The organism is Gulosibacter molinativorax (genome assembly GCF_003010915.2).
GTDB lineage: Bacteria > Actinomycetota > Actinomycetes > Actinomycetales > Microbacteriaceae > Gulosibacter > Gulosibacter molinativorax.
This window is the reverse complement of record NZ_CP028426.1, coordinates 1,257,823-1,278,645: the sequence shown is the minus strand read 5'-3', so window position 1 is coordinate 1,278,645 and position 20,823 is coordinate 1,257,823. Positions and strand designations below refer to the sequence as shown.

The following is a 20,823-nucleotide window of genomic DNA, read 5'->3' as shown; positions in this document are numbered from 1 at the left end:
GATGCAGTGGCGCCTGCGACTACGATAGCCGATTGAGAATTATTCTCAAATAACGTGTATCGCTTAGAAAGTGCTTCCATGGCATCCTCACCTCAGGCTCTCGATGCGCTCGTCATCGGAGCCGGCCCCGCCGGAATCGGCACGGCACTCGCACTCGCCGCGGTCGACGACCTCCACTTTGGTGTGTTGGATCGCGGGCAGATCGGCCAGACGTTCCTCGATTGGCCGGAGCAGCAGACCTTTCTCACGCCATCGTTCACCGGGAATGGCTTCGGCGCGACCGACCTCAACTCGGTGCATCCCGAGACCTCCCCGGCGTTCAGCATCGGCGTCGACTACCTGAACGGCGCTCAGTATGCGAAGTATCTCCGTAGCGTCGCCGGACACTTCCAGCTTCCCATCATGGAGGAAGTCGAGGTAGCCGGTGTTGCCGTGCGCAGCGACGGCTTCGAAGTGTTTAGCAATCGTGGGTCGGTCCGCGCACGCTCACTCGTGTGGGCTGGCGGCGAGTTCGGGCAGCCGCTCGTCCCACGAATCTCGGGCAGCACGCTGACCGATCACACCAGCGGTGCTGCGGCATGGGCAATTCGCTCGGGCGACGTCGTCGTGATCGGCGGCTATGAGTCCGGTATCGATATCGCGTGTCTTCACGTCGAGAACGGCGCGCACGTCACCGTCGTCGACGAGAACACACCCTGGGATGCGGGGAGCGGCTCGGATCCTTCGTTCCGGCTCGCGCCACGGTCGCGCGTCCGGCTCCAGCGGGCGCTCGCGACGGGGCGGCTTTCCCTCGTGAGCGCGCGGGCCGTGAGCGTGCATGCCGTCGGCGATGGCTTCGCCACGAAGTTGAGTGACGGCGAGAACATCCGCAGCGATTCGAAGCCCATCGCCGCGACCGGTTTTGGTTCGGGGCTCGGTCCGGTGCAACAGCTCTTCACTGCACGACCTGATGGTTGGCCGGAACTCGACGAGGATGACCAATCGACGATCACGCCCGGGCTCTTCCTCTCTGGGCCCTCGATTCGCCACGGCGGCCTGAAATTCTGCTTTATCTACAAGTTCCGCCAGCGATTCGCGCACATCGCGCGAGTTATCGGTGAGCGATCCGGGAAGGACACGAGCGCGCTCGAGGCCTGGCGTGAGGCCGGGATGCTCACGGACGACCTCTCCTGCTGCGGCGCGGAATGCGCGTGCTGAGGCGAGTCGTTGGCGTGTTGTCGGCGCCACGCCCGGCACTCGTCACCGGGCTATTCCTCGTGGCCATTGCTGTCGGGACGCTCACCGGCTGGGCGTCGCCGGCGGCGGGGGAAGCGCTCGGCGACCTCGTGGATCCGCTGATCCTCGTCCTGGTTGGCGCGATATTCTTCACGCTGCGCTTCGACGGTTGGCGGGCCCTGCGCTCGGCCCCGCGAACGGTCGCGGTCGTGCTTCGGCTCCTGCTGCGGAGCCTGCCGCAGGAACTCCGGTCCCGGGTGCTGGATGCGGTGGATGCGGCCGTGCCGTACCTGATCGCAGCGTTGATCGTGTACCTGTTTGCCGCGAACTCACGAGCGATCTGGTCGCATCCTGGCGACTTCGGTTGGGTGCTGCTCGCGGTATTCGTGTTCTTCGTCGCGACCTACGCACTCGGCGAAGCGGTGGCGCGGCTATTCCGGCTTGAACACGGTGCCCATGCGCTCCTCACCATGACGACGTCGGCACGGAACGCACCGCTGATGCTCGCGCTCACTACGGCCGCATTCCCCGAACAGCCGCTTGTCGCTGCGGCGATCGTGCTCGGGATGCTGATCGAGTTCCCGCACCTCACGGTGCTGACCCAGGTCTTCCGGCGGCGAGATCGGGCGGCGACGAGCGAAAAGCCCGCTCCGGTCTTGCTGAAGACGTGACGCTATTGCATGAACATTTGCATGAGCGTTACCTGCGTGCGGTCACAACACGAGAGATCGTGATTGGTGCGGGCGGGGGGACTTGAACCCCCACGCTAAAAGCACAGGAACCTAAATCCTGCGTGTCTACCAATTCCACCACGCCCGCGCAGCGATCAGTCTACTGGCTCGCGGGCCCGGATGTGGACGGCGCCGCTCGTGCGAGTCAGCCGATCCATTCAATTTCGACGAACTCGACGGTCACATCCTCGCTGTGATTGGCGACCTCGTGCTCGCCACCGGCCGGGCGGGTGTAGCTCGCTCCGGCCTCGAGCTCGGTGCTGAGCACCGTGCCGTCCGCCATCGTCACGGTCATGGAGCCGGTCATCAGCGGAACGACGACATAGGGATAGTCGTGGCGGTGCATCGGGATGACACCGCCCGGATCGATGATCCACTTCGTGACGCGGAAGGTGTTGTTTTCGAGCTGCAGTTCGCTGCGTGACGTGGAAGTCATTGGTGGCCTTTCGGTTGGGTTGCCTCGGTTCCGTTGCCTCAGACATCGGCATTCCACCAGCATTCGACAGAGAAGGCCCTGAGCGGGGATGCGCGAGCGTCGGCAGGCCCGACTGTGGATAACTTTTTGTTGGTTTGAGTCCATCGGGCATCATCCGGCACGTGAGCCAAGCAGTGTCGTCCATTACCGCGCGGGTGCGTGATCGCGTCCAGCGCGAGCGCATCGAGCTTTCCGCGGGCCGAGAAGCGCAGCAGCTCGTGCAGTCCGAGGTGCGCGCCTATGCCGAGCGCGCGCTCGTGAGCGATCTCCCGCTGGTCTTAGACGAGGCAAAGACCGCGGCGGATGTGCTGGCCCAGATTACCGGGTTCGGCGCGCTTCAGCCGTTCCTCGACGACCCGGAGATCGAAGAGATCTGGGTGAACGCGCCCAGCCGCGTCTTCATCGCCCGAAACGGCGTGCCCGAGCTCACCTCGACGGTCATCCCCGAGGTCGAGCTGCGCGACCTGGTCGACCGGATGCTGCTGTCCACCGGTCGGCGGCTCGATGTCAGCTCGCCGTTCGTGGACGCTTCGTTGCCGGATGGCAGTCGCCTCCATGTAGTAATTCCCGATGTCTCGAGCCGATACCCCGCGATCAATATCCGCAAGTTCGCGCGGCGCATCCGCGATCTCAACGCGCTGGTTGATCGCGAATCGCTCACGGCACAGGCCGCGGCATTCCTGCGCTGCGCGGTGCAGGCCGGGTCGAACATCCTGGTCGCGGGGGCGACCCACACGGGCAAGACGACGATGGTCGGGGCGCTGCTCGGCGCGGCACCCGTGAGCGAGCGGATCGTCACGGTCGAAGAGACCTTCGAGCTCGACCTCGTCGCGCGCGACGTCGTCGCGATGCAGTGCCGCCAGCCGTCGCTCGAAGGCACCGGCGAGATCACGCTGCGGCGACTCGTGAAGGAGGCACTCCGGATGCGACCCGACAGACTGGTCGTCGGCGAGGTGCGCGAGGCCGAAAGTCTCGAGCTCCTCATCGCCCTGAACTCGGGCCTGCCGGGGATGTGCACGATCCACGCGAACTCGGCCCGCGACGCGCTCGTCAAACTCTCGACGCTGCCGCTGCTTGCCGGCCGAAACATCGACTCGAGCTTCGTCGTGCCGACCATCGCATCCGCGATCGACCTCGTCGTGCACCTCGAGATTCTCCCGAACGGTCGCCGCCAGGTGCACGAAATTCTCGCGCCGACGGGCGCTGTGCACGCCGGGGTGATCGAAGCATCCACCCTGTTCGACCGCCAACACGGCGTGCTCGCGGCCACCGGGGTGAAGCCGCCGCGGCTCGAGAAGTACGTGCGCCGAGGCGTCGACCCGATGCCGATGCTGGTGCCTGAATGGTGACCGCGATCGCCCTGGGCCTCGTCGCGGGCGCCGGGTTACTTCTCATTCTCACCGCGATCCTCGGGCCGACCGAGAGCGCGATGAAACGCGCATCCAGGGAGCCCGCGGCGATTCGGCGGCTGCGCGAGGACCTCACGCGGGCTGGCCTCGAGCGCATCCCCGTGGTCGGCTTCCTCTTTCTCGCACTCGTGATCGGGCTCATCCTTGGCGCGATCGCGGTGCTCGCCACGGGCATCCTGGTGCTCGGCCTGATTGGGTTCATCGTCGGGATGTGGGGCGCGCTCGCGCTCGTACGCTGGCGATCGCAGCAGCGCAGGCGCGCGAACCGCGCGTATTGGCCGGATGTCGTTGATCACCTCATCGCGTCGGTGCGCTCGGGCCTCGGGCTTCCGGATGCGATTGAGCAGCTCGCGAAGACCGGGCCGGAGCCGCTGCGGGAAGATTTTGCGGCGTTCGCGCGGCAGTATCGCGCGACGGGTTCCTTCAACCTCGCGGTCGACGAGGCGAAGGAGCGGCTGGCCGACCCGGTCGCCGATCGGCTCCTCGAAACACTGCGGATGGCCCGCGAGGTCGGCGGGACCGAGCTCGTCCGCGTGCTGCGCGACTTCTCCGCGTTCTTGCGCGAGGAGCAAGGCGTACGTCACGAGGCGGAGGCACGACAGAGCTGGGTGCTGAACGCGGCTCGGCTCGGGGTCGTCGCACCCTGGATCGTGCTGGTGATGCTCGCATCGAGGCCGGAGGCCGCGGCCGCGTACAACACACCCGGCGGCGTCATCGTCATCGGGATCGGCGTCGCCGTCTCGGTAATCGCCTACCGGCTCATGCTCGCGCTCGGGCGCCTGCGCGAAGAGGGACGGTGGTTCGCGTGAGCGCATCGCTCGGCATCGCATCCCTGCTCGGCCTGTGCCTCGGCATTGGGCTCTGGTCGCTTGTCGGCACCATCCCGCGCCTCGCCCGCGTTCGCCTCATCGACCGCGTCGCGCCCCACGTCACGGACATCTGCGACGAGGCCCGCCAGCACACGAACCGCGGCACGATGGATCCGCTGCCGGTGCTCGGCACCCTCGCCTCGCCGATTATCACGTGGCTGCGGACGGTCCTGAGCGAGGTCGTCGGCGGCAACGACATCATTCGCACGCGACTGCGGCAGTCCGGCAGCGAGACGTCGCTCGAACGATTCCGCACCGAACAGGCGGTCTGGGCGCTCGTCGGCGCGCTCCTTGGCGTCGTCGTCTCGATTGCCCTGATGCGCATTTCCGCGCAATACCTCCTTGCGGCAATCCTCGTGCCGGTGCTGTTCGCCGGGGGAGCGGTCGCCCTCCGCGACTTCCTCCTGCGCCAGGCGGCGAGCGCGCGCATTCGCCGCATCGCGAGCGAATACCCGACCGTCCTCGAGTTCATGTCGCTCTCACTCGCGGCGGGTGAGGGCATCGTCGATGCGCTCATCCGGCTCAGCAAGATGGGTCGCAGTGAGCTCTCGCGCGAGCTCGGCGGCGTGATCGTGCAGGTGCGTGCCGGTCGTCCGGTGGCGGCGGCGCTGCGGGAGCTCGGCCGCGATCTTGCCTACACGCCGCTGACGCGCACCCTCGACCACATCGTCACGTCGATGGAGCGCGGCGCCCCTCTCGTCGAGGTGCTCCGGGCCCAGGCGCAGGATGCGCGCGATCTCGCGAAGCGGGACCTGCTCGAGGAATCCGGGAAATCAGAAATCCGCATGATGGTCCCGCTTGTTCTGCTTTTGCTCCCCGTCACGGTGCTTTTCGCCGTCTATCCGTCCTACTTCGTACTGACCTCGACTTTCTGACCACCGCTCCGCATACCCCGAACCCACACACAAGAAAGCAGCCAACATGCGCATCCTGCTCAACCTTCAGAACCGTCTCGACCAGCTCATCGACCGCGCCCGCACCGAGGAACGCGGCGACGTTCCGGGCTGGGTTTTGGTCGCGCTAATGAGCGCGGGAATAGTCATCCTGCTCTGGACCGTTGCGGGCCCGCTCCTGTCGCAGGTGTTCGAGGACGCGGTCAACCGCGTGACCGCAAACTTCTAGTCGTGCGGAGACTGCACGCCAGGCTCGAGGATGAGCGGGGTGCCGCGACCGTCGAATGGACGCTCGTCGCGGGCCTGCTGACTCTCGTGTTTCTCGCGGTGCTCCAGGTCGGCTTCGCGATGCACATTCGCACGACGCTCATCGATGCCGCGGCCGAGGGCGCGCGGCAGGCCGGACTCGAAAACGCGACGGCGGCCGACGGGCACTACCGCACCGAGCAGCTCATTGCGACGGCGGTCTCGTCCGAATACGCGCAAGACATCACGGTGCATCGCGGCACCACGCTCGTCGAGGTGACGGTGCGCGCGCCGCTGCCGCTGATCGGGCTAATCGGTTTTCCGAACGGAGTCGAGGTGAGCGCCCATGCGCCGGTCGAGTAGTGTGCGCTGGCCCCGTGGTTCACGCACGACCAGTAAACCGCGAGTTCGCGGGTGGATGCGCATCCTCACCCGCGAGGACGGGTCGGCGAGCCTCGAGTTCCTCGGCATCGGCGTCCTGCTGCTCATTCCCATCGCATATGGGATGCTCACGCTCGTGCAGCTCGAGCAGGCGATGTTTGCCGTCGAGCTCGCGGCTCGCAACGGCGCGCGCACGCTGGTGGCCGAGGCGCAGCCGAGCCTGCAGGGATCGATCGCCTCGGAACAGATTGCGTGGGCGATGCAAGACCAAGGTCTCGACCCGAACCAGGCGAACGTCGCAATGTCGTGTGCCCCGACACCCGATTGCGCGGTGCTGGGGGAGACTCTGACGCTCACCGTCGGTGTCGAGGTGACGCTCCCGCTCCTCCCGGGCGGCAGCGTCACGGTGCCCGTTGAGGCGAGCGCCACGTTCCCGCGCGAGCGATTCGAGGCCGTGCCGTGACGCGCATCCGGGGGCTCGGCCAACGCATCCGCGGCGAGCGCGGCTCGATCACCCCGCTCGCGATCATCTATGCCGTAATCGCGCTCGCCGCAGCGTTATTGCTCTTCGCCGCGGCCGACCTCTACCTCGAGCGCAAACAGCTGCTCACGCATGCCGACGCGGCCGCGCTGGCGGCGGCGAATAGTTTCGAGTTCTCGGAAATCGAAAGCGCTGATGGAACGCCAAATATTCAGCTCGACCACGAAAATGCCGTGGCTGCGGCTGAGGAATATCTCGCGACGCACGCGGCCGGGGAGGCAATGCTTACACATGTAACTGTCGACGGGGACTCGGTAACGATATATGTTGAAGGGCAGTGGCAATCGCAAGTGGGCGGAGTGTTCCTCCCCGTGAGTGTGCCGCTCGGCGTCGAGGTTTCGGCTCGCGCGCTGTTCCAGTGACGGTACGAAAGTTTCCCAAGCTGGAAGTCCCGAACAATGGGGTTCGGGGTTTCCATACCCTCAACCCCCGACCGAACGACACGATTGTAGCGAGCCACGCGATCGCGCACAGCGGAGCGCGGCTGCGTTCGTGAACCATGCGGGCCGGGTAACCTAGAACGATCATGATCAACCTCGATATCGCCGATGACATCGCCAACCTGCGGTCAACGTTCAACGACATCAGCCAGGTGCTGGACCCGGAAGGGCTCGAAGCGGCGATCGTCGACCTCGAGCAGCAGGCCTCGCAGCCAGACCTCTGGGACGACCCCGAGAGCGCCCAGAAGGTGACGAGCGAACTGTCGCACGCTCAGGCCGATCTCAAGCGCATCCGCGGAATCGAGCAGCGACTCGACGACCTCGAGGTGCTCGTCGAGCTCGCGAAGGAAGCGGACGACGAGGACACCGCGGCCGAGGCGCGTAAGGAACTCGAGTCGATCACCGAGGTCGTTGGCGACCTCGAGGTGCAGACGCTGCTGGACGGCGAGTTCGATCCGCGGCCGGCCGTCATCACGATTCGCGCGGGCGCCGGCGGCGTCGATGCCGCTGACTTCGCCGAGATGCTACTGCGCATGTACGTCCGCTGGGCCGAGCACCACGATTACAAGACGACCGTCCTCGACACCTCCTACGCCGAGCAGGCTGGCATTAAGTCGGCCACGATCGAGATCGATTCCCCGTACGCGTTCGGCACGCTCTCGGTCGAGGCGGGCACGCACCGACTCGTGCGGATGAGCCCGTTCAACTCGGCGGGTTCGCGCGAGACGAGCTTCGCGGCGGTCGAAGTTGTGCCGCTCATCGAACAGACCGATCACATCGAGGTGCCGGAGAACGACATCCGCGTCGACGTCTATCGTTCCTCCGGCCCGGGCGGCCAGTCGGTCAACACGACCGACTCCGCGGTGCGCATCACCCACATCCCGACCGGAATTGTGGTTTCCTGCCAAAACGAGAAATCGCAGATTCAGAACCGTGCCGCGGCGATGCGCGTGCTCCAGTCGCGACTGCTGCTCGTGCAGCGGGAGCAGGAAGAAGCGCAGAAGAAGGAGCTCGCGGGTAATATCACCGCGTCGTGGGGCGACCAGATGCGCTCCTACGTGCTCGCGCCTTACAAGATGGTGAAGGACCTCCGCTCGGGATACGAGAGCGGGAACCCAGACAAGGTTTTCGACGGCGGGATTGACGAATTTATCGCAGCGGGCATCCGCTGGCGTAAAACTGAGCAGCAGGCGGCTTAGCGACTTACCACACTGGTATGCGCCTGGCTCTCAGGTTGCTGCTACTATCCGGGGCATGAAAACCCCCGGCGTCCTTTCGTTCGCCGGGCCACTTAGCGAGTTCGTCAGGAGTTGAGCCAACGATGGCGAAAACTAGAACTGCGGCCAAGAAAGAAACCTTCGGGTCGCGCAACGCATTCATTCTCTCGGCGATCGGCTCCGCCGTCGGCCTTGGGAACATTTGGCGATTCCCCTACGTCGCTTACGAGAACGGCGGCGGGGCGTTCATCATCCCTTACCTTGTCGCGCTGCTGTGTGCGGGTATTCCGCTCCTCTTCCTCGACTACGCGATCGGTCACCGCTACGGCGGGTCCTCGCCACTGTCGCTCGCGCGAATCCAGCGATGGATGGAGTCGCTCGGCTGGTGGCAGGTGCTTGTTTGTGTGATCATCGGCATCTACTACGCCGTCATCGTCGCGTGGTCGGCGATGTACCTAATCTTCTCGGTCACCCAGCAGTGGGGCGATGACGCCAACGGCTTCTTCTTCGGCAACTTCCTACAGCTGTCCGACGAGGTCGCCGTTGGCTTCGACTTCGTGCCAAGCGTGTTCTGGCCGCAGCTGCTCGTGTGGGCGGCGGTGCTCGTCGTGATGCTGCTCGGCGTGCGTAAGGGCATCGCGGGCGCGAACTTCGTGTTCATGCCGCTGCTTGTCGTGATGTTCCTCGCGATGGTCATCGTCTCGCTCTTCCTCCCGGGCGCCTTCGACGGCCTTAACGCCTTCTTCACGCCGGACTGGGGCGCGCTGCTCAACCCGAGCGTGTGGGCGGCCGCGGTCGGCCAGATCTTCTTCTCGCTCTCGGTCGGCTTCGGCATCATGATCACGTACTCCTCGTACCTGCGCCGCAAGACCGACCTCACCGGTTCGGGCCTCGTCGTTGCGTTCTCCAACTCGAGCTTTGAGATCCTTGCCGGCATCGGCGTGTTCGCGGCGCTCGGCTTCATGGCCAACGCGGCGGGTACCGGGATCAACGACGTCGTGGATGCTGGCATCGGCCTTGCCTTCGTGGCCTTCCCCACGATCATTTCGCAAGCACCACTCGGCTCATTGATCGGGGTGTTGTTCTTCGGATCGCTCCTCTTCGCGGGCTTTACCTCGATGATTTCGATCATCGAGGTGGTTATCGCGGGTGTGCGCGACAAGCTCGGCATCAAGCGCTGGGTTGCGGTGACCGTCGTGGTCATCCCGATGGCGATCATCTCGCTCATGCTGTTCCCGACAACCTCGGGGCTCTACGTCCTCGACGTCCTCGATGCCTTCGTGAACCAGTTCGGCATCCTCGCGGGCGCGCTCGTGATGGTGATCGCGGTCTCGTGGATCGCCCGCAAGCTCCCGCTGTTGTCGCGCCACCTCACTCGCCTGTCCTCGTTCCCGGCAAAGCGGCTCTGGATGGTGTTGATCGGCATCATCGTGCCCCTCGCGCTGATCGGGATGCTCGTTTCCGAGCTGATTTCGAAGACGCAAGAGGTTTACGGCGGCTACCCGGCTGAGTTCGTGGCGATCTACGGCTGGGGTATGTCAATCGTGCTCATCATCGGCGGCATCCTATTGAGCCTGCTGCCCTGGACCACGCGCGTACAGCCGGTCTTTGATGAGGAGAAGGCCGACCGCGAGATCGATGGCATCATTTCGGGCGAGCTCGCCGAGACGGACGAGGGCGAGATCGAATACGTGTCGCTCGAACACGGCGAACACGGCGAACACGGCAAGCACGGAAAGGAGCAAGGCCGATGACTCCAATAGCAATCACCATGATGGTGATCTCGCTCGTGACCGTGTGGGGCGGGCTGGTCGCAGTGACCATCAACCTTCGCAAGAACGGCACGGATCGCGACTAAGCGCATCCTGAGAAAATCGGCTGGCGACGCGCCACTGGGCGCGTCGCCAGCCGATTTGTGTTCCCGAGACGTACCGTGGGCGTGCCATGATCAGATTTGACCACGTCTCCAAGGTATTCCGCGGGCAAACCGAGCCCGCGCTGGACAGCGTGACCTTCGAAATACTCCGCGGGGAGTTCGTGTTCTTGGTCGGACCTTCAGGGTCGGGCAAGTCGACGGTGCTGCGGCACATCCTGCTCGAGGACTCGCCCACGAAGGGACACGTGCACGTGCTCGGTCAGGACCTCGCGAAGATTTCGAACCGGAAGATTCCGTACTACCGGCGCAATGTCGGCATGGTGTTTCAGGACTTCCGGCTGCTCGCGAACAAGACGGTGTTCGAGAACGTCGCCTACGCGCAGAAGGTGATCGGCAAGTCGCGCGGGCATATTCGCCAGGCGGTCCCGGATGTGCTGAAGACCGTCGGTCTTAGCGGCAAGGAAGATCGCCTCCCGCACGAGCTCTCCGGTGGTGAGCAGCAGCGCGTGGCGATCGCGCGCGCCGTCGTGAACAAGCCCGCGATTCTGCTCGCGGACGAGCCGACCGGTAACCTCGACCCGCAGACCTCGCGCGAGATCATGCGCGTATTGCGGCGCATTAACAAGAACGGCACGGCGGTTGTCATGGCGACCCACGACGTGTCGATCGTGGATGAGGCCCGCCAGCGCGTGATCGAGCTCAAGGATGGCGAGCTCGTGCGCGACGAGGCCGGCGGCGTCTACACGCCGGAGGTCGTGAAGTACGAGGAGCCCGAGGCTCCCGAGGTCGCGACCGAGGAACCGCGCGGCAAGACGATCGCCGCGGCGATGGCCGAGCGCGTCGCCGCGCCGGATCGCAGGCCGGGTTCGCGCAAGGATGACATTGACAGCCCGACGACGAGACTTCCGGATGCGGATGAAGACGACGACGCGGACCTGCACGAGGGAGGTGCCCGCTAATGTTCGGATTCGTTCTTGGCGAAATGTGGCAGGGCCTTCGCCGAAATGCCTCGATGGTGATTTCGGTCATCCTGGTGACCTTCGTGTCGCTCACCTTTGTTGGCGCGGCGCTCATGCTGCAGTTCCAGATTCAATCGATGAAGACGTACTGGTACGACCGCGCACAGGTGGCGGTTGACTTCTGTACGGATCTCTCCACGTCGCCCGACTGCTCTGCCGGCGTCGCGACGGAGGAGCAGATTGCTGCCGTCGAGGCCGAGCTGACCGGCCCGGCGCTGTCGCCGTACATAAACGAGTACTACTTCGAGACGCAGCAGGAGGCGTACGACCGCTTCGTCGAGCAGTTCAAGGATGACCCGATGGTCTCCTTCGTGAAGCCCGAGCAGCTGAACCAAACCTTCTGGGTGAACCTCGTCGACCCCTCCGACTCTGAGATCATCGTGCAGACGGTGTCGGGGATGTCGGGCGTCGAGTCGGTGACCGACCAGCGGCAGTTCCTTGACTCCATCTTCGCGGTGCTGAACGGCGCGAGCCTCGCTGCCTTCACGATCGCGTTGGTCATGCTCGTCGCCGCGGTCCTGCTCGTGGCGACCACGATCCGACTCTCCGCATTCTCTCGTCGACGCGAGCTGCGCATCATGCGCCTCGTCGGTGCATCCAATGGCTTTATCCAGGCCCCGTTCATCCTCGAGGGTGTGTTTGCGGGACTTGTCGGCTCGCTGCTCGCGTCAGGTGCTGTCATCGGCGGCGCGCACTGGTTCGTGCAGGGCTACCTCGCGCCGCGGATGCCCGGGGTACAGATGGTGGGCGTGTGGCCGGAGGCGATCATTACCGCCAGCGTCCTGATTGTGCTCGGCGTGCTGCTCGCGGCGATCTCTTCGTGGGTTTCGATCCGCCGGTACCTGCGCGTCTAGTGTCCTGATCCGTTAATTCGTTTCAGGTATTTGGCGATGGATTCGAGGATTTCCTCGGCGGTCTTGGTCCAGATGAACGGCTTCGGGTTCTCGTTCCACGCCTTCACCCAACCGCGGAGGTCTCTCTCGAGCGCTTGCACGCTGCGATGATCGGAACGCTGTAAAAGATCACGAGTAACTTCGGCGAAGAGCCGTTCAACCTGGTTGATCCATGACGAGTAAGTCGGCGTGAAGTGCATGTGAAACCGAGGGTGCTTGGCAAGCCACGCCTTAACGGTGGGGTGCTTGTGTGTGGAGTAGTTATCGCAGATCACATGCACGTCGAGGTGTTCGGGGACGTTCTTGTCGATCTTCTGGAGGAACTTCTTGAACTCGATCGAGCGATGCTTACGATGAATTGAGGAGATCACCGTCCCGTCAGCGACGTTCAGCGCGGCAAACAAACTCGTGGTGCCATGCCGGACATAGTCGTGTGAGCGCCGTTCGGGGACTCCCGGCATCATCGGGAACGCCGGTTGCGAGCGGGCCAAAGCCTGCACCTGACTTTTCTCATCCACACTGAGCACCACCGCCGACTCGGGTGGGTTCAGATAGAGGCCAACAATGTCGTAGACCTTCTCAGTAAACAGCGGGTCGTTGGAGAGCTTGAACCCTTCCTCCAGGTGGGGCTTCAACCCGAATGCCTTCCAGATCCGCCCCACTGTCGATTTCGACAGCCCCGACTTTTCCGCCATCTTCGCCCGTGACCAGTGCGTCGCGTTCTGCGGCGTCGATTCCAGCGTGTCGATGACCACCTGTTCCACACGGTCCACACTGATCAGCGCGGGGCGACCCGGCCGCGGATCGTCAACGAGCCCGTCCAGCCGCCGCTCCAGAAACCGCGAACGCCACTTGCGCACCGTCGGTAACGACACCGCCATACGATTGGCCACCTCGGAATTCGAAGCCCCAGTCGCGCATTCCAACACGATCCGAGAACGCAACGCGAGATCCTGCGCTGACTTCCGGCGACGCACCCACCGTTCCAGTTGGTCACGCTCAGTTTCAGAGAGCTTCAGTTCGGGAAGAGAAGGTCCACGTGTTGCCATACTCCATTCTACAAAACTAGCAACGAATTAACGGTGCAACACACTAGCTCGTCTCGCGCTAAGCTAGAACGCTGGTCCTGTTTGCGGGTTATCGCAGGGATCGCGAGGCACGGTTGCCGGAAGGAGGATGCACATGCCCAAGGAGAAGGGTCAGAAGGTCGTTGCGCGCAATAAGAAGGCGTATCACGACTACACGATCGAGGACACCTACGAGGCGGGGATGGTCCTCCACGGCACCGAGGTGAAGGCACTTCGCGAGGGGCGCGCGTCGCTCATCGACGGGTATGCCTACGTCGACCGAGGCGAGATGTGGATCGATAACGTCTACATTCCCGAGTACTTCCAGGGCACCTGGAATAACCACACGCCGCGACGCAAGCGCAAGCTCTTGCTACACAAGGAACAGATCCGCAAGATCGCGGCGAAGACTCGCGAGGGCGGCTACACGATCGTGCCGCTGCAGCTGTACTTTTCGGACGGTCGCGCGAAGCTCGAGATCGGCGTCGCGAAGGGTAAGCGCGAGTACGACAAGCGTCAGGCGCTGCGCGAGCGGCAGGACAAGCGCGAAGCAGACCGCGCGATCGCGGCCCGCAAGTACGTCGGGGAGTAGCGCATCCCGGCGCTCGTTGAGTAGCTCGGGTCGCTCGTTGAGTAGCCGCGAAGCGAACTACCCCGCTCGTTGAGTAGCCGCGAAGCGGCGTATCGAAACGAGCGCAGCAGGAACACTACGCCGTGCGCCGCGTCGCGCGCTCGGCGAACCGATCGAGCTCGTCGAGAATCGCCTGGGACCGGTAGATCCGACCGCGCGCCCTGTGCACGCTCGCGGTAGCAATGAGTACCTCTGCGTCGACGAGCACGTCGAGATTGCGCTGGACGTTCGTCGTGGTGATGCCCAACGCATCCGCGACCATGCTGGGCGTGAAGACCGGCTGCCGAATCGTGTATTCGAGCACCTCCCATACCTTGGAGTCGCGGCGCGCAACGATCGCGGCCCGCTGTCGCTCACGCAACTGTTCGATCGCTCCCACAAGTTCACGCGCGTTGTCGATCGCGCTGTGCGTCGCGGCGACGCTTGCCTCGAGGAGCGGTACGGGATCGCCCGCCTCGAACGCCTGGAGCGCGGCGAAGTATCGGTCGGTTTCCGTGAGCAGTCCCGATGAGATCGGTACCGCCACGTGTCGAGTGGCGCCACGTTTGCGCAGCATCGCCTGCATGAGCGCGCGCCCGGTGCGGCCATTCCCGTCGCGAAACGGGTGGATCGCCTCGAACTGGGCATGAGCGAGGACGGTGTGCGCGAGGATCGGCACGTCGGTACGGGACGCAAATCGCGACCAATCGGCAAGCAGCCCCGGAAGCTCGCCGACAGGTGGCGCGACGTACTCCGCGCCGTGCGGCGAAACGCTGCTCGTGCCGATCCAGATCGGCTCTGTCCGATACTCGCCCGGCCGCAGCTCAGGGGAGGATGCGAGAAGGCTCGCCTGGATGCGCTTCGCCAGGTCAGCATTAATCTCGCCGGGGTTGCCGATCGCGTCGATCATCGCGCGACTGCTCGCCGCGATGAGCTTCGCGTTTCGGCTGTCAGACTCGCCGATTTCTGCGGCGACGATCTGCCGTGCTCGGGCATTGACGTTCTCAATCTGCGAGCTCGAGAGCGACTCGGAGCGAATCAGCAGCGCGGCGATGGGGGAGAGCGAGGCGCCGAACTCGACGTCGAAATCGCGCAACCGAATGGTGGCTGTCTCAAGGTCTGCCGCGATGCGGCCGGGCAGTGCGACGTCGAGCTCGGCAATGCGTGGCGGAATCGAGGCGGAGTAGGGCTCGCCAAAGTGCGGGACGCGGGATTGGTCCGCCCACTTGCCTGGGTCTGGTCGCCAAATCTCCGTGACACTGGATGTCCGGGGCCACTGCATCCGCACCTCACCTGCCTCCGTGATCGCATCCAATCGCACGACAGCGTCGAACCGGGGCGAAGTCAATTATTAGGTAATACTCTAACTAATAATAGTAGCGCCTTTCGTTATTACTTCCGCATGAAAACGAGAAGACCCCGTCGGTTCGCGACGTTGGCCTACTAGTACCAAACGCGCGCCCCGACGGGGTCTTGAGTGGAAGTGGGGGGAATTGAACCCCCGTCCACGACTGAGATTCTGCGGATTCTCCGGGTGCAGTTTGCCGAGCGTGTTACTTGGTTCCGGCCATGGGGGCAAACACCTTGGCCGACACAAACCCAGTCACAGTAAAAGTCCCGTGCAGCCCTGCAACGCAGCTACACAGCAAGTGTTCTAAATGACGTTAGGAACCAGACCGAACACGATTCTGGGCTAACGGACTCGGGCTCGCTACTTAGGCAGCGAGGGCGAAGTCAGTGCGCTTGTTATTGGCACTTATCGTTTGCGAGGGGCGTTTACGAGATAACCCCGCGTCCTCGACCCGCTTCACGCAGTTTCACGAGCCATGTCGAAACCGATCACTCCCGTTTGCTGCTGAAACCTCTCAGCGCTATTGAGTTGTAACAGGTGTAACCCTGAGACTCACTACTATATTCCAGATTCCACGTCTTGTCTTGCCTGAATCGACTACGACCTGAGAGGGATTCCGCATGGTGCGGGGGTTTCCTCATCCTTGTCGCCGTATTCTTTACCTCATGACTTGGAATCAAGGGAATGACCAGGATCGTGAGAAGAACGGCGACGAGTCGACTCCAACGTGGACAACCGATGGCTGGCAGCGCGAGCAGGATCAGTCTGATTCCGGGTCGCAGAACGAGCAGCTAGGCAACGACGCCCCAGCCGACCAGAGCCACGCGGCCTGGCAGCCACCAGCTGAGAACCAGTGGCAGGGTGAGCAGCCCAACTTTGGTGAGCAGTCAGGTCAGGATGCGCCTGTCCAGTCAGGTTGGCAGGCTCCCGCCGGGAATCAATGGCAGGGTGAGCAGCCGAACTTTGGTGAGCCGGCTGGGCAGGATGCAATAGGCCAGTCAGGTTGGCAGGCCCCGGCCGAGAACCAGTGGCAGGGCCAGCAGCCCAACTTCGGCGAGCAGCCGACCCAGGATGCTCCTGGCCAGTCCGGCTGGCAGGCCCCCGCCGAGAGCCAGTGGCAGGGTCAGCAGCCGAACTTTGGCGAGCAGCCCAACTTTGGCGAGCAGCCGGCCCAGGGTACGCACGGCCAAGACGCGCAGGCGCAGTCGGGTTGGCAGGCCCCGGCCGAGAACCAGTGGCAGGGCCAGCAGTCCAACTTTGGGGCTCCCCGAGACGACAGCGCCCAGCAAAACGAATCGTCGTGGTCGGGCGGCTACTCGAACTTCAATGCGTCGCAGGAATCCGAAGACGCAACCGCTGCAGCTGCACAGGGCGAGCCTGCAGCCTCGCACGACGGCGGCGCATTGCAGGCACGGGAAGAGCAGACCGCATTCGCATCCGCCGCTCCCGAACCCCAGCCGGGCGATGCAAACACTGAAGGCACTGGCTCGGAAGACTCGGAGTCGGAACTCGCGGCGACCGGTAGCGCCGACCAGGGTGCCGACGACTGGGGCTCATATGGTCCTCCGACCCAGATGCTGACCACGCCGGTCGCTGCGGACGGCGGAGCCGACGAATCGGGTGCCAACGAAGCGGCCGATCAGCAGCAGAGCACAGCATTCGACGAGCCGGACGCGCAGCAGGCTTCGTCGGACGCAGTGTCGGCACATGACAACCAGCCCACCGAGGCCTTTGGCGCTTGGCCGGCAGATGCATCCGGCTCCGCAAACGCGGACACCTCCGGAACTGACAACCAGCCGACCGAAGCGTTCAACGCTAACGAGTTTGGTGACCAGGCTCAGCCCGCGGACGAGAGCCAGGACGGTCAAGGCGCATCCGGTTGGGGGACCGCAGCTGCAGCCGCGGGTGCCGCTGGAGCCGCTGGCGCGGGAGCATGGGCCGCTGCGAATCAGCCCTGGAAGCAGGGCGGCGACAACGCGCCCGCGGAGAATCAGTGGGGCCAGGGCCAGGACGCGGCCCAGACCCAGAGCTTCGGCCAGGCCCAGGGCTTTGATCAGGGCCAGAATTTCGATCAAAGCCAGAACTTCGGCCAGGATCAGGGCGCGACCCAACAGCAGAACTTTGGCCAGGAGCAGAACTTCAACCAGCAGCCGGGTCAGCAGGGCTTCGGCCAGGATGCGCAGCCCCAGTCCTTCGGGCAGCAGGGGCAGAACGAAGCTCCGACCCAGGCATTCGGCGCACCCCCGGCCGCATTCCCTGGCGACCAGAACGTTCCCTTCCAGAACGCGCAACCAGGTCCCGGCGGACCGGGCGGACCCGGTGGTCCGGGCGACGGAAGCGGCAACGGTGGCTTCGTACCGGCCAATGTGTCGGATGACAAGCGCAAGCCCTGGTACAAGAAGAAGAGCTACCTCATTACCGCAATCGTGGTCGTCGCGGTGCTCATCATTGCCGCGATCGCGATCCCGCTGATCATCCACACTCGTAACGTTGATCGTGGTGACAACCTCGCCGCGACCTTCAACAACCAGCTCGAGGAATACAACACGACCTGGAACGCCGACAACCTCGCCGCAGTCTCGGCCGTGAACCTCACTGACCCGATCAGCGCGGCAAACCGCACCTGGTATGACCTCGCCGCAGACGATCGTGAAGCGCTCGACACGGCGTGCGCCGACGTCCAGCCTGCGCTCGACCAGCGTCAGCAACTCGCCGACACGACGGTGCCGACGCTTCCGCAGGAAGACGCGGCAGAAGCCTCCGAGGCCTACAAGCAGGCCCAGCAGGATGCGCAGACGGTTGCCGACCAGCGCACCTCGGCGGATGAATTCCTCGCCGGCAGCGAAACGGACCTCACCCAGATGTCCGAGTTCTGTGGCAATTACGGGGCGTACGCGGACCTCTACGACACCTTCGAGAGCAACGTCACGGGCGTGATGGAAGACGCATACGTCGTCGAAGAGGGCGGCCGAATCGACACCTCGGACGGCGCGGTGTACTACCAGTGCGACACTCCCGAGGGCTGTGCAAACCTCTACGACGACGACACGCGCGAGCAGTTCGCGGCGGCGATGGAGACCACGTACGTCGGGTACTACGAGGGCCTCGCAAACCTGTACAAGGATCAGTGCTTCATGTCCGAGTTCGCCGACGCCTGTGCGGTGGGCGCCACCGACTACCAGGCGGCGGCCGACGCCTACCAGGCCATCGTCGACCACCTCCGCTCGACCGAGCCGACGGTCGCGGTTGGTGAGACGCTGTACCCAGAACTCGACGGGCTCGGCCAAGCCGTGTCGGACGCCGAGGTCAAGGCGGACACCAACCTCATTACCGAGTGGCAGAAGGTTGAGCCGAGCGCCTACTCGATGGCGACGACCGGCACTTCCCTCGGAACGCTGTTCGCGGACAAGGTCACGAACATCCAGGATCTCGCGACGGCAGCACTCGGTAGCTAGCAGCGCTCGGGAGCTAGCCACACTCGGGAGCTAGCCCCGCGCATCCAGCAAAAGCCCGGCCCCGCTTTCACGGCGAGGCCGGGCTTTTTGCCGAGCAACGGGCGGCTCGGCGGTTAGCATCGAACCATGCATCCGAAGATCTTTGTGCTCAACGGCCCCAACCTCAACACGCTCGGCACGCGTAAGCCCGAGGTCTATGGCCGCGAAACGCTCGCCGACGTCGAGGCGCGGGTGCGGCGGCGAGCGGATGCGCTGGGTCTGCGGATCGAGTTCTTCCAATCGAATCACGAGGGCGAGATCGTCGAGATGATTCAGCGGGCCCGCACCGAGGCGGCCGGCATCGTGATCAATCCTGCCGCGTACACGCACACTTCCGTGGCGATCCACGACGCGCTTGAATATGCGGAGCGGCCGACGGTCGAGGTGCACATTTCGAACGTGCACGCGCGCGAGCCGTTCCGCCACCACTCGTACGTATCGCCGATCGCGAACGTCGTGATCGCGGGCGCGGGCACGCTCGGCTACGAGCTCGCCCTCGAGTGGCTGGAGGGCCACCTTCGGCCCACGCACTCGGCGTAGGGGTGCAATTCAGAACTCCCGAACCTTTCGGTGGATGCTCGGCGGTTCAATCCCCCGCCCGCTAGGAAAATTGTGCACGCACGTGCAGAGTCGACGGCGTGTCGGAGCGTGTCGCGCTCATACGTGCACAATTTTCTTCGGGCGGGCGGAGAAAAGGATGCGCGGGCTCGGCCAGGATGCGCAGGCTCAGCCAGGATGCGCGGGCTCGGCCAGGATGCGCGGGCTCGGACAAGAAGCGGGCCTACAATCGACGCTGGCCCCACGCACCACGGGTGCGCAGGGCCAGCAACAACAACAGCAGCAGCCTAGAAGAGTCGCTCGGATGCGATGCGCGCGCCCTCCGACAGCGACTCGAGCTTCGCCCACGCGATGTCCTGGTGGACGCGGCCGCCGAGGCCGCAGTCGGTCGACGCGATGACGTTCTCGGCACCTACGACCGACGCGAACTGCTCGATGCGGTCGGCGACGAGCTCAGGATGCTCGACCACGTTCGTCGAGTGCGAGACCACACCCGGCACGATTAGCTTGCCCGCGGGCAGCTTGACGTCCTGCCACACCTTCCACTCGTGCGCGTGGCGGACGTTGGCAGCCTCGAACGAGTACGAGCCAGCACGCACCTCGAGCATCTGCTCGACGAGGTACTTGAACTCGATGTCGGTGGTGTGCGGGCCGTGCCACGAACCCCAGCAGAGGTGGAAGCGCACCTTGTCCTCGGGCAGGCCTTCGAGCGCGTGGTTCAGCGCGTCGATGCGCACCTGTGTGAACGCGAGGTAGTCCTCCACCGCGGGCTCGGGAACTACCTGGTCCCACGACTCCGCGATCGACGGGTCATCGATCTGCACCGTGAATCCCGCATCCACGATCGCGCGGTACTCGTCGCGAAGCGCATCCGCGCAAGCCCAGACGAGCTCCTCGTCAGTCTCGTAGAACTCGTTCGGCAGGCGAGCCGCCGAGCCGGGGGAGAGTGCGGCGACGAAGCCCTCGTTGGATGCACCAAGCTCGTCGAGTGCGGAACGTAGGCCAGCGACGTCGGCGGCCACCGCATCCTGACCGATGTACTTGACCTCGCCGGTCACGGAAGGCTGCACCGTCGGCTTGCGGCCAGCGAGCACGCCGTTCTCGGGGTTGAGATACGCGTCGCGGAACTTGGCGCGGTCGCGTCGGTGGGCGAAGGATGCGAGGCGCACCTTGCCGGGTTCCGAGAGGATGGGCTCGGCAGCAGCATCCGCGGCCCAGCGGTCCTGGTCACCAGGGGTGAGGCCCGAGAGGCGGCTGAACGAGTAGTTCCACCACCCGCCGTAGTCGACCGACTGGGTCATGACGTGTCCGTACTCGCCGTCGTTCAGGATGTCGATGCCGATGTCGGCCTGGCGCTTCACGACGCCCACGACCTCCTCGTGCAGGGTGCCGGTGAACTCGTCCCAGCCGATCTCGCCATCCTGGTGGCGCTTATTGGTCTGGAGCAGGCGCTCGGTGCGGGGGAGCGATCCCACGTGCGTGGTCTGAATCCGATCGCGATTTGGCTGCGTCATGTTGTCCCTTCAGGTGATATACGA

At 64.4% G+C, this 20,823-nt stretch carries 21 protein-coding genes, 1 tRNA gene and 1 other RNA gene; 17 read left to right on the top strand and 6 right to left on the bottom strand.

Annotated features, from left to right (window positions below; genetic code table 11):
• Nucleotides 1–78: 78 nt before the first annotated feature.
• Both GMOLON4_RS06045 and GMOLON4_RS06040 read left to right on the top strand, forming a co-directional pair.
• A complete protein-coding gene (locus tag GMOLON4_RS06045; RefSeq protein WP_026937701.1) occupies nucleotides 79–1,197 on the top strand; it encodes an NAD(P)/FAD-dependent oxidoreductase in 1,119 nt (372 codons plus the stop codon).
• Nucleotides 1,191–1,886 (top strand): arsenic resistance protein, encoded by a 696-nt coding sequence (locus GMOLON4_RS06040; protein ID WP_146137545.1) that lies wholly within the window; start codon nucleotides 1,191–1,193, stop codon nucleotides 1,884–1,886. Before GMOLON4_RS06045 ends, GMOLON4_RS06040 begins: the two co-directional genes overlap by 7 nt.
• A 64-nt stretch (nucleotides 1,887–1,950) precedes the next feature.
• On the opposite strand, the gene GMOLON4_RS06035 is transcribed toward GMOLON4_RS06040, so the two are convergent.
• Together GMOLON4_RS06035 and GMOLON4_RS06030 are read right to left on the bottom strand one after the other, a co-directional pair.
• Nucleotides 1,951–2,034 (bottom strand) — tRNA-Leu (locus GMOLON4_RS06035).
• Between the two features lie 57 nt (nucleotides 2,035–2,091).
• Nucleotides 2,092–2,382: a cupin domain-containing protein gene (locus GMOLON4_RS06030; protein WP_026937702.1), complete on the bottom strand. Its 291-nt coding sequence runs from the start codon at nucleotides 2,380–2,382 to the stop codon at nucleotides 2,092–2,094.
• Nucleotides 2,383–2,543: 161 nt separating this feature from the next.
• Here GMOLON4_RS06030 and GMOLON4_RS06025 point away from each other — a divergent pair, with 161 nt between their 5' ends.
• From GMOLON4_RS06025 to ftsX, 12 genes are all read left to right on the top strand, one after another.
• Nucleotides 2,544–3,770 (top strand): CpaF family protein, encoded by a 1,227-nt coding sequence (locus GMOLON4_RS06025; RefSeq protein WP_026937703.1) that lies wholly within the window; start codon nucleotides 2,544–2,546, stop codon nucleotides 3,768–3,770.
• Nucleotides 3,764–4,639 carry a type II secretion system F family protein gene (locus GMOLON4_RS06020; protein WP_035733627.1) on the top strand — a complete coding sequence of 292 codons (876 nt, stop codon included), beginning with the start codon at nucleotides 3,764–3,766 and terminating at the stop codon, nucleotides 4,637–4,639. Before GMOLON4_RS06025 ends, GMOLON4_RS06020 begins: the two co-directional genes overlap by 7 nt.
• Nucleotides 4,636–5,574 carry a type II secretion system F family protein gene (locus tag GMOLON4_RS06015; protein WP_026937705.1) on the top strand — a complete coding sequence of 313 codons (939 nt, stop codon included), beginning with the start codon at nucleotides 4,636–4,638 and terminating at the stop codon, nucleotides 5,572–5,574. Before GMOLON4_RS06020 ends, GMOLON4_RS06015 begins: the two co-directional genes overlap by 4 nt.
• A gap of 46 nt (nucleotides 5,575–5,620) precedes the next feature.
• Nucleotides 5,621–5,821, top strand: coding sequence for a hypothetical protein (locus GMOLON4_RS06010; protein WP_026937706.1), 201 nt, complete (start codon nucleotides 5,621–5,623; stop codon nucleotides 5,819–5,821).
• 2 nt (nucleotides 5,822–5,823) lie between these two features.
• A complete protein-coding gene (locus tag GMOLON4_RS06005; RefSeq protein WP_026937707.1) occupies nucleotides 5,824–6,201 on the top strand; it encodes a TadE/TadG family type IV pilus assembly protein in 378 nt (125 codons plus the stop codon).
• A gap of 55 nt (nucleotides 6,202–6,256) precedes the next feature.
• The gene (locus GMOLON4_RS06000; RefSeq protein WP_051267312.1) at nucleotides 6,257–6,682 is read left to right on the top strand and encodes a hypothetical protein; all 426 of its coding nucleotides are present in this window, start codon (nucleotides 6,257–6,259) and stop codon (nucleotides 6,680–6,682) included.
• On the top strand, nucleotides 6,679–7,122 hold the full coding sequence (locus GMOLON4_RS05995; protein ID WP_035733630.1) for a pilus assembly protein TadG-related protein: 444 nt from the start codon (nucleotides 6,679–6,681) through the stop codon (nucleotides 7,120–7,122). Before GMOLON4_RS06000 ends, GMOLON4_RS05995 begins: the two co-directional genes overlap by 4 nt.
• A gap of 164 nt (nucleotides 7,123–7,286) precedes the next feature.
• Nucleotides 7,287–8,399: a peptide chain release factor 2 gene (gene prfB / locus GMOLON4_RS05990; RefSeq protein WP_026937708.1), complete on the top strand. Its 1,113-nt coding sequence runs from the start codon at nucleotides 7,287–7,289 to the stop codon at nucleotides 8,397–8,399.
• Between the two features lie 122 nt (nucleotides 8,400–8,521).
• The gene (locus GMOLON4_RS05985) at nucleotides 8,522–10,171 is read left to right on the top strand and encodes a sodium-dependent transporter (RefSeq protein ID WP_084147658.1); all 1,650 of its coding nucleotides are present in this window, start codon (nucleotides 8,522–8,524) and stop codon (nucleotides 10,169–10,171) included.
• On the top strand, nucleotides 10,168–10,275 hold the full coding sequence (locus GMOLON4_RS05980) for a methionine/alanine import family NSS transporter small subunit (RefSeq protein ID WP_084147659.1): 108 nt from the start codon (nucleotides 10,168–10,170) through the stop codon (nucleotides 10,273–10,275). The genes GMOLON4_RS05985 and GMOLON4_RS05980 overlap by 4 nt, the downstream gene beginning before the upstream one ends.
• A gap of 86 nt (nucleotides 10,276–10,361) precedes the next feature.
• Nucleotides 10,362–11,252, top strand: coding sequence for a cell division ATP-binding protein FtsE (gene ftsE / locus GMOLON4_RS05975; protein ID WP_035733633.1), 891 nt, complete (start codon nucleotides 10,362–10,364; stop codon nucleotides 11,250–11,252).
• Nucleotides 11,252–12,166, top strand: coding sequence for a permease-like cell division protein FtsX (ftsX, locus tag GMOLON4_RS05970; protein WP_026937709.1), 915 nt, complete (start codon nucleotides 11,252–11,254; stop codon nucleotides 12,164–12,166). The genes ftsE and ftsX overlap by 1 nt, the downstream gene beginning before the upstream one ends.
• Here the strand turns inward: ftsX and GMOLON4_RS05965 are convergent.
• Nucleotides 12,163–13,254, bottom strand: coding sequence for an IS630 family transposase (locus GMOLON4_RS05965; protein WP_265415367.1), 1,092 nt, complete (start codon nucleotides 13,252–13,254; stop codon nucleotides 12,163–12,165). The two genes, ftsX and GMOLON4_RS05965, sit on opposite strands and share 4 nt — an antisense overlap.
• A 133-nt stretch (nucleotides 13,255–13,387) precedes the next feature.
• Between GMOLON4_RS05965 and smpB the strand changes: the two genes are divergently transcribed.
• Complete coding sequence (gene smpB, locus GMOLON4_RS05960; RefSeq protein ID WP_026935545.1) at nucleotides 13,388–13,864, top strand: SsrA-binding protein SmpB; 477 nt, start codon at nucleotides 13,388–13,390, stop codon at nucleotides 13,862–13,864.
• Nucleotides 13,865–13,979: 115 nt separating this feature from the next.
• On the opposite strand, the gene GMOLON4_RS05955 is transcribed toward smpB, so the two are convergent.
• Together GMOLON4_RS05955 and ssrA are read right to left on the bottom strand one after the other, a co-directional pair.
• Nucleotides 13,980–15,230, bottom strand: coding sequence for a Fic family protein (locus tag GMOLON4_RS05955; RefSeq protein WP_106486577.1), 1,251 nt, complete (start codon nucleotides 15,228–15,230; stop codon nucleotides 13,980–13,982).
• Between the two features lie 127 nt (nucleotides 15,231–15,357).
• Nucleotides 15,358–15,729: a transfer-messenger RNA gene (ssrA, locus tag GMOLON4_RS05950) on the bottom strand.
• Nucleotides 15,730–15,898: 169 nt separating this feature from the next.
• On the opposite strand from ssrA, the gene GMOLON4_RS05945 reads away from it, so the two are divergent.
• Both GMOLON4_RS05945 and aroQ read left to right on the top strand, forming a co-directional pair.
• Entirely contained in the window at nucleotides 15,899–18,688 is a 2,790-nt protein-coding gene (locus GMOLON4_RS05945) for a hypothetical protein (RefSeq protein WP_026935546.1), read from the top strand.
• 126 nt (nucleotides 18,689–18,814) lie between these two features.
• A complete protein-coding gene (aroQ, locus tag GMOLON4_RS05940) occupies nucleotides 18,815–19,267 on the top strand; it encodes a type II 3-dehydroquinate dehydratase (protein WP_026935547.1) in 453 nt (150 codons plus the stop codon).
• Between the two features lie 305 nt (nucleotides 19,268–19,572).
• On the opposite strand, the gene GMOLON4_RS05935 is transcribed toward aroQ, so the two are convergent.
• Nucleotides 19,573–20,799 carry a cobalamin-independent methionine synthase II family protein gene (locus GMOLON4_RS05935; RefSeq protein ID WP_026935548.1) on the bottom strand — a complete coding sequence of 409 codons (1,227 nt, stop codon included), beginning with the start codon at nucleotides 20,797–20,799 and terminating at the stop codon, nucleotides 19,573–19,575.
• Nucleotides 20,800–20,823 lie beyond the last annotated feature (24 nt).

Coding starts and splice junctions, on each gene's coding strand:
- GMOLON4_RS06045 (WP_026937701.1), top strand. CDS start 79: ATGGCATCCTCACCTCAGGCTCTCGATGCGCTCGTCATCGGAGCCGGC.
- GMOLON4_RS06030 (WP_026937702.1), bottom strand. CDS start 2,382: ATGACTTCCACGTCACGCAGCGAACTGCAGCTCGAAAACAACACCTTC.
- GMOLON4_RS06020 (WP_035733627.1), top strand. CDS start 3,764: ATGGTGACCGCGATCGCCCTGGGCCTCGTCGCGGGCGCCGGGTTACTT.
- GMOLON4_RS06010 (WP_026937706.1), top strand. CDS start 5,621: ATGCGCATCCTGCTCAACCTTCAGAACCGTCTCGACCAGCTCATCGAC.
- GMOLON4_RS06000 (WP_051267312.1), top strand. CDS start 6,257: ATGCGCATCCTCACCCGCGAGGACGGGTCGGCGAGCCTCGAGTTCCTC.
- prfB (WP_026937708.1), top strand. CDS start 7,287: ATGATCAACCTCGATATCGCCGATGACATCGCCAACCTGCGGTCAACG.
- GMOLON4_RS05985 (WP_084147658.1), top strand. CDS start 8,522: ATGGCGAAAACTAGAACTGCGGCCAAGAAAGAAACCTTCGGGTCGCGC.
- GMOLON4_RS05980 (WP_084147659.1), top strand. CDS start 10,168: ATGACTCCAATAGCAATCACCATGATGGTGATCTCGCTCGTGACCGTG.
- ftsE (WP_035733633.1), top strand. CDS start 10,362: ATGATCAGATTTGACCACGTCTCCAAGGTATTCCGCGGGCAAACCGAG.
- ftsX (WP_026937709.1), top strand. CDS start 11,252: ATGTTCGGATTCGTTCTTGGCGAAATGTGGCAGGGCCTTCGCCGAAAT.
- GMOLON4_RS05965 (WP_265415367.1), bottom strand. CDS start 13,254: ATGGCAACACGTGGACCTTCTCTTCCCGAACTGAAGCTCTCTGAAACT.
- smpB (WP_026935545.1), top strand. CDS start 13,388: ATGCCCAAGGAGAAGGGTCAGAAGGTCGTTGCGCGCAATAAGAAGGCG.
- GMOLON4_RS05945 (WP_026935546.1), top strand. CDS start 15,899: ATGACTTGGAATCAAGGGAATGACCAGGATCGTGAGAAGAACGGCGAC.
- aroQ (WP_026935547.1), top strand. CDS start 18,815: ATGCATCCGAAGATCTTTGTGCTCAACGGCCCCAACCTCAACACGCTC.
- GMOLON4_RS05935 (WP_026935548.1), bottom strand. CDS start 20,799: ATGACGCAGCCAAATCGCGATCGGATTCAGACCACGCACGTGGGATCG.